The sequence below is a fragment of the Holzapfeliella saturejae genome, from assembly GCF_037546065.1.
GTDB lineage: Bacteria > Bacillota > Bacilli > Lactobacillales > Lactobacillaceae > Holzapfeliella > Holzapfeliella saturejae.
Genome location: NZ_JAWMWG010000002.1, coordinates 1 through 7,351, shown reverse-complemented (window position 1 = coordinate 7,351; position 7,351 = coordinate 1). Strand labels below are relative to the sequence as shown.

Below are 7,351 nucleotides of genomic sequence, written 5' to 3'. Positions count from 1 at the left end.
AAGAATCAGCCTTCTTAGGTGAAAATCTTGTTTTGGATTACAAAAATGCTTCTCTTGTCTTAAGTGATGATAGTGGTGTACTTGATGGTGCTGTTTCTAGCACAGAGAACGAATAATAAAAAAAGAGCCTAGTTAGGCTCTTTTTTTGTGCTCAAAAACGTATCGGGGAATGCGAGTTTCCTGAAGTAAATATAGAAATCTCTATACATGGTTGTCTATAATAAGTTTCAAAAATCATGATGTAAATTAAAATAAAAGTCATTACAGAATCAAGAACCTAATGATGCTTTTGTTTTAATTTAACTTGTTTTACATATTATTTCCTGTCTGTTTTTTGTAAAAATCTTTGATTTCTTCACCCCAGCTTCTAATTTCTTCTTCAGTTTGAGCTTTTTTTCCTTGGTTTTTAAACATTATTCTAGTATCTATTAAATGGTTAAAAAATTCTAATCGAGTAGCAAACGATTCGGTGTTATCTGATTTAAAATTTATTGGTCTAAGATTGTACACAACACCTTTTTTTACCTGAATTCTAACAGGATAATTCTTTGCGGGACCTTCTAGTTCCCATATTTTTTTTAGAAAAATATCTTTAATTTTAAATCCCTGCTCATTAATTTCATACCCAAATATAAGATAGTCGGCGTCTATTTTTTTAGGGTTATTACTTAACGAATTTATATAAGAATCAAAATTAGCTAAATCAAAAGCAGGACTATTATTATAATTCCAGCTTTTGATTTCCAAGTAAGTTGTGTTTTCCCCATCTAATTGTAATAAGTAGTCCGGAAATTCTTGTGTGTTTTCTAAGACTTCATAGCTAATATTAGTTTTTTGAAACCAGTGTCCTAGCCACTCTTGAATTAGATTTCCCATACTATCTTTTCCATGGATTTCAATTGATATACTTCCAAGGCTAAATTTTATTAGTCCTTTTTCATCTTTTACTTCTTCTTTTAGTCGATTATAAACATCGGTAATATTTAACATAAAAACATCCTTTTTATTTTTATGTTAAATTAATCTTTAAGTGATAACAACTGTTTATATGAAACGTATTTTATAACGGGGACACATACGGTGTTACCTAAAAGATCAAATGCTTCTCTTTTGTTTACATAATTCATATCATAGTTTTCTGGAAAACCGAATAGTCTTAATCCTTCTCTAGTAGTTAATGTCCTTATTCCTATAGGATTTTCAGAAGGGATTCCCAGTCTGCTTACATCAGTTGCAACTAGTGTAGGCGTTGTTTCATACGGTGATAATATTTTACTGTACTCAAATGAAAGTTTTCCTGTAACTATGTTATATCCTTTAGGTTTTTCAATGTCAGGAACACGCTTATTTCCAATTCTTTCTTTTGGATGTTCATACTTAAGATACCCTTTATTTACTAAATCATTAAGCATGGGTTTTAGTTTTGGATGTTGAAAAAAAGACTGTATTTGTTCAAAAGTTAAGGGCATTCCGTCCATCCATGTGATTCCAATTTTTTCAGCCCAGTGCTTTTTTCGTCTTTCTTTTAATAAAATTTCTAATAGGTTTTTTTGATCATAGGAAATTTCTCCCTTTAACTCAATATCCCAACTATGAATGTTGTTAATCCCACCTCGTTTATCTTTTATTGATTTGCCATATAAATCTTTTAATTTAAAGTGAGACAGCAACTGTTTTGTAAATTCTGTTTCACTTACCTCAACATCTTTTTCTAATATATTATTTAAAATACTAGTCTTAGGGTTGTAGTCATCAATGGTAATTTTTTCTTTTTTATTACCGACTATATATATTCTTTTTCTTGATTGGGCTAGAGAAAAATCCGCTCCATTAATTACTTTATAAGATAAGATATAGCCTAAATCAGATAGTATAGATTTTATCACTCTAAACGTCTTTCCTTTATCATGGTTGACTAAACCTTCTACATTTTCTAGGATAAATCCTGTTGGTTTTTTTTCTTTTAATATCCTAGCTATATCGAAGAAAAGAGTTCCTCTAGTGTCTTCAAATCCTAATTGTTTGCCAGCTGAAGAAAAGGCTTGGCAGGGAAAACCTGCTAGTAAGAAATCAAAATTTGGAATATCTTTCTCACATATTTTGGTTATATCTCCTGAAATATTACTTTTGGGGAAATTTTGTTTGTATACTTTTATAGCGCTAGGTTTTATTTCGCTTGAAAAAAGACATTCTCCTTTAATATTTAATTCTTTTAAAGCTTGCTCAAAGCCTAAACGTAGTCCTCCAATTCCGCAAAATAAGTCGATATATTTAATTTTTTTCATAAATGTAATTCTCCTTTGGGAATATTTGATAATTCAGTATACGATAAAATTGAGAGAGGGTCCAGCAAAAATTATAATTCATAACTCTTAAAATCACCTATTAATGCCTTTGCTACGCTGACGATTTAACTCTTTAAATATCTCTGCTTGTTGAAGTTCTTTTTGTTGTTGAGGAGATAATTTCAGAGGTCGTTTTTCTCTAAAGGCTTCTCTTTTTCTTTGATCAGAATTAACACCGTACAGTATCTTTTTACTTGCTGACGGTGTTTTTTTAATACCTAATTCGTTTTTTACATCAGTTGCATTCAAGTTAACTTTTCCATTTTGAGTAAATTTATCTCGAAGTTTAGTACCAAAAGTTACACAAATATCTTTTAGTTTATGTTTGAACTCATAGCCAAAATCTTGAATGGTTTCTCTAACTGCATAAAGAATGGTTTCTAACTTCTGAATACGTGTTTGTTGGTTCTTGGCTAAGTCTTTTAGCTGATCATTTTCTTGTTTTAAAGTTTTATTTTCAGTCGTTAGTTTTTCAGTAGCTGCGTGAAGTTCTTTTTTGAAATGATTTTGATATATCTTTTGAGCTCCATTTTGAATATCAGAATCAAGTTGATGTTTGAGTTCAGCATTTTCAGTAAATACTTGTTCAATATCTTTTGCCATATCGACCGTTTCAACTAATTCAGAAATTTTGGCTAAGGTTTTGTCATAGTTTTGGTTGGTAATAACTTTTCCTGGCAAAATTTCTCTTGCTTTGCTGTTAGTAGAATTACGATTAGAGAATTTTTTATAAAATTCATCAAATAACGTCTTTTTGTAGTCTGATTTAGCTATATCATTTTGTTTATGTTCTATTTGCTGTGATATTTGTTTCAAATCGTTCTTATTTGCCAAAATTTGACGTTCTAAGCCATTTTTATGTTCTGTTAAGTCATTTATCTTATTTCCAAGCGTTAAACTCTTAGACTGCATTTTTTGGCTTTTTTCTTCATAAACCGACAATTCTTGCCTTTTGTCGCTGATTTCTTGCTCCAAATCTGTGTTTTCTTTTTGATAACCAGTTCTCTGGCTTTTTAATTCGTCCAACTGCTTTTGTAGTTTTTGCCTATATTCTTCGGCTTTTTGATCATAATGTTCTTTAAGTGCGTTGTAGTTATCTAGAGCCAATCGCTCTGTTTCTTGAACAAGATTTTTATACTCACGAACATCTTTGATTTTATTTGTATTTTTAACATCACGGTCAATTCCGTGTTCATTTAGCGACATTTCAAGTGTTTTGACCTGTTTATCACGGTAGGTTCTAAAAAGCTCTCGAGAGTCGCCTTTTTTATCGCCTAATTGACCTTTTAAAGCCTTATCAAAACTAGGACGTATTTTGACTCCTGTTTTATACCCTGTCGCCATTGGCACAACATTTAGGTGTAAATGAGGGCTAACTTCGTCATTGTGAATGACAGTGTTATACACGTACAAATTAGGGTTCTCTTTTTGAAAGTTTTCAGCATAGCTTTTAAGTATCTGATTAGCTGTTTGCCAATTCTCACTTTCAATGCCATTTTCAAAGTCAGATTTTTGCCCAACTTGAACGACAAATTCCCGCTGTAATTCATAGCCTTTTGAGTGCTTAATTTTAGAATAATAATCGTCTATTTTTCTATCTGCTCTTTTTTGCTTTTGATTATACTCATCAACTGCTGATTGAAATAACTTTTGATAAACAGATTTAATATCTTCTTGTTTAATAACAATATTTTGATCCGTAAAATCAGGGTTAATATGCTGATGATATTTGTTCTCCCAATCTTCTTTTTTAAAGTCACGATTATTGTGTTTAATTGACGTCATATTTGTGGCTTTTTTAAAACTAATACTCATACCCATAAATAGCACCTCTAACTTGATTGATTTTGATAATAACAAGTATAGCGGTTTTGGTTACCTTTTGGCAAAAGGTAACGTTTTCGAACTTTTGGCACGATGTTCCAAAAATTCAAACGTCCTGCGGAGCTGTTTTCCAATCCAAAATAGGTGCACTTTTTGATTGAAAAAATAGGCTGAAAATTGGCACGTTTTTCACCCTGATAAATCGACTAAAAAATAGTAATTTTTTTGGTCGATTTTTTGCGTCAAAATATTATAAATTTTTGCCACAAAAAAAGACTGAAAACAAACTCATTTTTCAGTCTTTAAAACCCTTTATAAAATAATCAAAAATTGACCCTTTTTTGATTATTTTTTTGTCCTAAAAGTCGCTAAAATTTTTAACAATTCTTCGCTATTTTTTGTCTGCAAATTACCGTCATAATCTTGGTAAATTTCATTAGCTAAATAAACTAATTTTTTATAGTTATCTTTGCTGATTAAAAAGCCCTCTTCAAGACGACTTTTTGCCTTATCAAAATCAGTTGTTTTTAGCTTAACTGATTTCATAAATTGACGCCCAATTTTAGCTTGTTCTTTTTCAAAAAGTTGCTTTTTCTTTTGACGTAATTTCTTTTCTTGTTCTTCAATCTTTTGTAGTTGATCCATAATTTACCCCAATTCTTCTAACATTTTAGATACGTCTTCATCAGATTCTTTACTTTTATTTTTTAATGTATGAGTTGACCAGTCTGTCGATACTTCTTTATGAGACTTTTCAAAGCCTTCTTTCTTTTTGAAATCATCAGAATTTTTAGCTTCAGGTTTAAAAGTAAACGTATAACTTTTTAAAGGTCTGCCTCTTGTCTTTGAGTATTCTTTTTTAACTGTCAGATTGTCAAAATATTTTTCCAATTGTGCCATTGCAGGATTTAAAATTTTAGAATTTATATTATTTTGCTTATAAGATTTAGGAACTGATAATAACTCATTAAATTTTTCAACAGTTAATATAACTTTTCCTGTTGTTCTAAACTGTTTGAACAGTCTGAATAATGTTTTGGCATAAACCGAAGTTAATTGATTAAATTCTTTCAAAGAAAATCTTACCCAGGTACTTAGTTCATTAAGCAAAGGTACTGCTTTCTTATATATCTCAATATCTACATATGGAATAGGTTCTTCGGCATTTATTTTAAACTCAGAAAACATTATAAACTGTTCGTGTACTAGTCCATTTTCTGAAGTTATCCCAAAATTTAAAGCCAGCATTTTTTTGTATAACTTCAGAATATTTTCAATAAATCTCTTACGACTATTGCCATGAAAGTCAGAAAGTTCTTGTAGCTGATTAAAATCAAAACGAACAACTTCTGTGCCTTTATCACGCATTTTTGTAATTATAGAAAAAAAGAGGTTCATTTCAACACTATTTAGATGTCCTAATGGTATCGAATTTAACTCTTTATCGTATTTTGTGATTTCATTTACTGCCATAGATACTCCTCCATAAAAATTAATAATATTACTTTACAATATCGACACCATTTTATCAATACGAGAATCAAATAGACGGTATCGATAAGCCCGCAAAATGGTATCGATAAGCCCGCAAAATGGTATCGATAAGCCCGCAAAATGGTATCGATAAGCCCGCAAAATGGTATCGATAAAGCTCTGTAACCCTTGACAACATTGGTGTACAGGACACCTAAAAGAGTTTTAAAAGAATTATAAAAGAAATATAAAAGAAAAGACTGTTTTAATAAATCAGAATGTTATTTTGAATTAAAGTGTCAAAATAGTATTATGGCTTCATAATTGATATATTGAATATATATAATAATATCAAGGAGACAGCTATGGACTTATCATTAATAATACTTGTTTTGATGTTAGGAGTAATAATTTATCTCTACACAAGTAAACAACGAAATATTAGAGACTACCAAAAATACTACAAAAATACTTTTTTAAAACAAGAAAAATCAAGGGGTAATTATGAAACAGATGTTCAATTAATGATGGACTCTGAAAATCTTAATAAAGCGGGATATCCACAAGATGCTAAAGGTTACAGTATTTTAGTCAAAGAAAAAGAAGGATTACTACACTTTAATTATGCTAATTCACCACAGATAGAATTAATAAACATAGATTATAAGCCTAAATATCAAAGCGTTAATTCAGGAAGTATTACAAAATTAGGAAACAATTATGTAAATAATGGAACAAGCAGAAAACAAGGAGTTGCCAGCTATGGGCTATTAACTTTTAGAAATATTGAAACTGATCAAAAGTTTATTCTAAAATGTTTGCTAAATGAAGATATACATATGAAATTGAAGTCAGATTTTATTAAAATTGATTGAAAACGTATTCAAGGAATGGTTATACCAAGAAGTAGACTTTTATTTAAGCAAAAAAACATTATTAAATCATTACTTATGTTTGTATCATTTGTTTCTTTTGTGTGTTATACTACGTATGTAATTGATTTTGAAACGTGAACTGTAACATTATACATATCTATAATTTTTCCTTTTACTTATCAAATATTCATTGCAACAAAACGCATACTTAATATGCAACAGGAGGAAATTATATATGATTAACGGTACAGTTAAATGGTTTAACGCAGACAAAGGTTTTGGTTTTATTACTCAAGAAAATGGTGAAGATGTGTTTGCTCACTTCTCAGCTATTCAATCAGATGGTTTTAAAACTTTAGACGAAGGACAAGCAGTTACTTTTGAAATTGAACAAAGTGATCGCGGACCTCAAGCAGTTAATATCCAAAAATAGTAACAGAAAAAGAGCCTGTAGGGCTCTTTTTTTTTGTGCTCAAAAATGTATCGGGGAATGGTTATACCAGGAACTAACATAAATAGTTTAAGTAAATAATATTTGAAAAATGTAGATTTAAAGAGTTATAATGATTGTGCAAAACTTATTAAATAAAAGAGCGGTATTATATTATGAAACTAAACATTAAAGATGCAGCTCAAAAATATTTACAAGATAAAATGCCATCAAAAGATAGCTATGTTTTTCTAGCATTAGACGATGGATCAAATAAATTTTCTGAATTAGGTGGTACATGTGCCATCGGAAATAAATTTCAATTTGTATTTAGTACTCAAGAAGATACTGATTACAACGAAGACATTGAAAACAATTTAGACTTGAAATTAACAACTTCAAAA

Annotated in this window: 8 protein-coding genes; 3 read left to right on the top strand and 5 right to left on the bottom strand. The window is 29.8% G+C overall.

Annotated elements, in window-relative coordinates; genetic code table 11:
* Nucleotides 1-309: 309 nt before the first annotated feature.
* The 5 genes from R4Y45_RS06015 to R4Y45_RS05995 form a co-directional block, all read right to left on the bottom strand.
* Nucleotides 310-990, bottom strand: a complete 681-nt coding sequence (locus R4Y45_RS06015) for an NgoBV family restriction endonuclease (RefSeq protein WP_339970275.1) — start codon at nucleotides 988-990, stop codon at nucleotides 310-312.
* Between the two features lie 29 nt (nucleotides 991-1,019).
* Entirely contained in the window at nucleotides 1,020-2,285 is a 1,266-nt protein-coding gene (gene dcm, locus R4Y45_RS06010) for a DNA (cytosine-5-)-methyltransferase (RefSeq protein WP_339970274.1), read from the bottom strand.
* A 93-nt stretch (nucleotides 2,286-2,378) separates the two neighbouring features.
* Nucleotides 2,379-4,130 (bottom strand): plasmid recombination protein, encoded by a 1,752-nt coding sequence (locus tag R4Y45_RS06005; protein ID WP_339970273.1) that lies wholly within the window; start codon nucleotides 4,128-4,130, stop codon nucleotides 2,379-2,381.
* A gap of 384 nt (nucleotides 4,131-4,514) precedes the next feature.
* Complete coding sequence (locus R4Y45_RS06000; RefSeq protein ID WP_339970272.1) at nucleotides 4,515-4,814, bottom strand: hypothetical protein; 300 nt, start codon at nucleotides 4,812-4,814, stop codon at nucleotides 4,515-4,517.
* A 3-nt stretch (nucleotides 4,815-4,817) separates the two neighbouring features.
* Complete coding sequence (locus tag R4Y45_RS05995; protein WP_339970271.1) at nucleotides 4,818-5,642, bottom strand: replication initiation protein; 825 nt, start codon at nucleotides 5,640-5,642, stop codon at nucleotides 4,818-4,820.
* 365 nt (nucleotides 5,643-6,007) lie between these two features.
* Here R4Y45_RS05995 and R4Y45_RS05990 point away from each other — a divergent pair, with 365 nt between their 5' ends.
* The 3 genes from R4Y45_RS05990 to R4Y45_RS05980 form a co-directional block, all read left to right on the top strand.
* Nucleotides 6,008-6,517: a hypothetical protein gene (locus R4Y45_RS05990; RefSeq protein ID WP_339970270.1), complete on the top strand. Its 510-nt coding sequence runs from the start codon at nucleotides 6,008-6,010 to the stop codon at nucleotides 6,515-6,517.
* A gap of 235 nt (nucleotides 6,518-6,752) precedes the next feature.
* Nucleotides 6,753-6,950, top strand: coding sequence for a cold-shock protein (locus tag R4Y45_RS05985; protein WP_339970269.1), 198 nt, complete (start codon nucleotides 6,753-6,755; stop codon nucleotides 6,948-6,950).
* A 173-nt stretch (nucleotides 6,951-7,123) separates the two neighbouring features.
* A partial coding sequence (locus R4Y45_RS05980) for an iron-sulfur cluster biosynthesis family protein (protein WP_339970268.1) occupies nucleotides 7,124-7,351 on the top strand: 228 nt, incomplete at its 3' end.

Coding starts and splice junctions, on each gene's coding strand:
- R4Y45_RS05990 (WP_339970270.1), top strand. CDS start 6,008: ATGGACTTATCATTAATAATACTTGTTTTGATGTTAGGAGTAATAATT.
- dcm (WP_339970274.1), bottom strand. CDS start 2,285: ATGAAAAAAATTAAATATATCGACTTATTTTGCGGAATTGGAGGACTA.
- R4Y45_RS06015 (WP_339970275.1), bottom strand. CDS start 990: ATGTTAAATATTACCGATGTTTATAATCGACTAAAAGAAGAAGTAAAA.
- R4Y45_RS05985 (WP_339970269.1), top strand. CDS start 6,753: ATGATTAACGGTACAGTTAAATGGTTTAACGCAGACAAAGGTTTTGGT.
- R4Y45_RS06000 (WP_339970272.1), bottom strand. CDS start 4,814: ATGGATCAACTACAAAAGATTGAAGAACAAGAAAAGAAATTACGTCAA.
- R4Y45_RS06005 (WP_339970273.1), bottom strand. CDS start 4,130: ATGACGTCAATTAAACACAATAATCGTGACTTTAAAAAAGAAGATTGG.
- R4Y45_RS05995 (WP_339970271.1), bottom strand. CDS start 5,642: ATGGCAGTAAATGAAATCACAAAATACGATAAAGAGTTAAATTCGATA.